Origin of the sequence: Vibrio sp. 1CM24A (assembly GCF_023161725.1) — a bacterium.
Classification (GTDB): Bacteria; Pseudomonadota; Gammaproteobacteria; order Enterobacterales; family Vibrionaceae; genus Vibrio; species Vibrio coralliirubri.
Genome location: NZ_JALNTS010000026.1, coordinates 1 through 536 on the forward strand (window position 1 = coordinate 1; position 536 = coordinate 536).

The following is a 536-nucleotide window of genomic DNA, read 5'->3' on the forward strand; positions in this document are numbered from 1 at the left end:
CTGGCTTCTCTGGATGTCAAGAGTAGGTAAGGTTCTTCGCGTTGCATCGAATTAAACCACATGCTCCACCGCTTGTGCGGGCCCCCGTCAATTCATTTGAGTTTTAATCTTGCGACCGTACTCCCCAGGCGGTCTACTTAACGCGTTAGCTCCGAAAGCCACGGCTCAAGGCCACAACCTCCAAGTAGACATCGTTTACGGCGTGGACTACCAGGGTATCTAATCCTGTTTGCTCCCCACGCTTTCGCATCTGAGTGTCAGTATCTGTCCAGGGGGCCGCCTTCGCCACTGGTATTCCTTCAGATCTCTACGCATTTCACCGCTACACCTGAAATTCTACCCCCCTCTACAGTACTCTAGTTCACCAGTTTCAAATGCAGTTCCGAGGTTGAGCCCCGGGCTTTCACATCTGACTTAATGAACCACCTGCATGCGCTTTACGCCCAGTAATTCCGATTAACGCTCGCACCCTCCGTATTACCGCGGCTGCTGGCACGGAGTTAGCCGGTGCTTCTTCTGTTGCTAACGTCAAGAGA

The 536-nt window shown here is 52.6% G+C and carries 1 rRNA gene; it reads right to left on the reverse strand.

The features are described 5' to 3' along the window. A 16S ribosomal RNA gene (locus tag MSG38_RS23945) occupies positions 1-536 on the reverse strand; the annotation flags it as partial.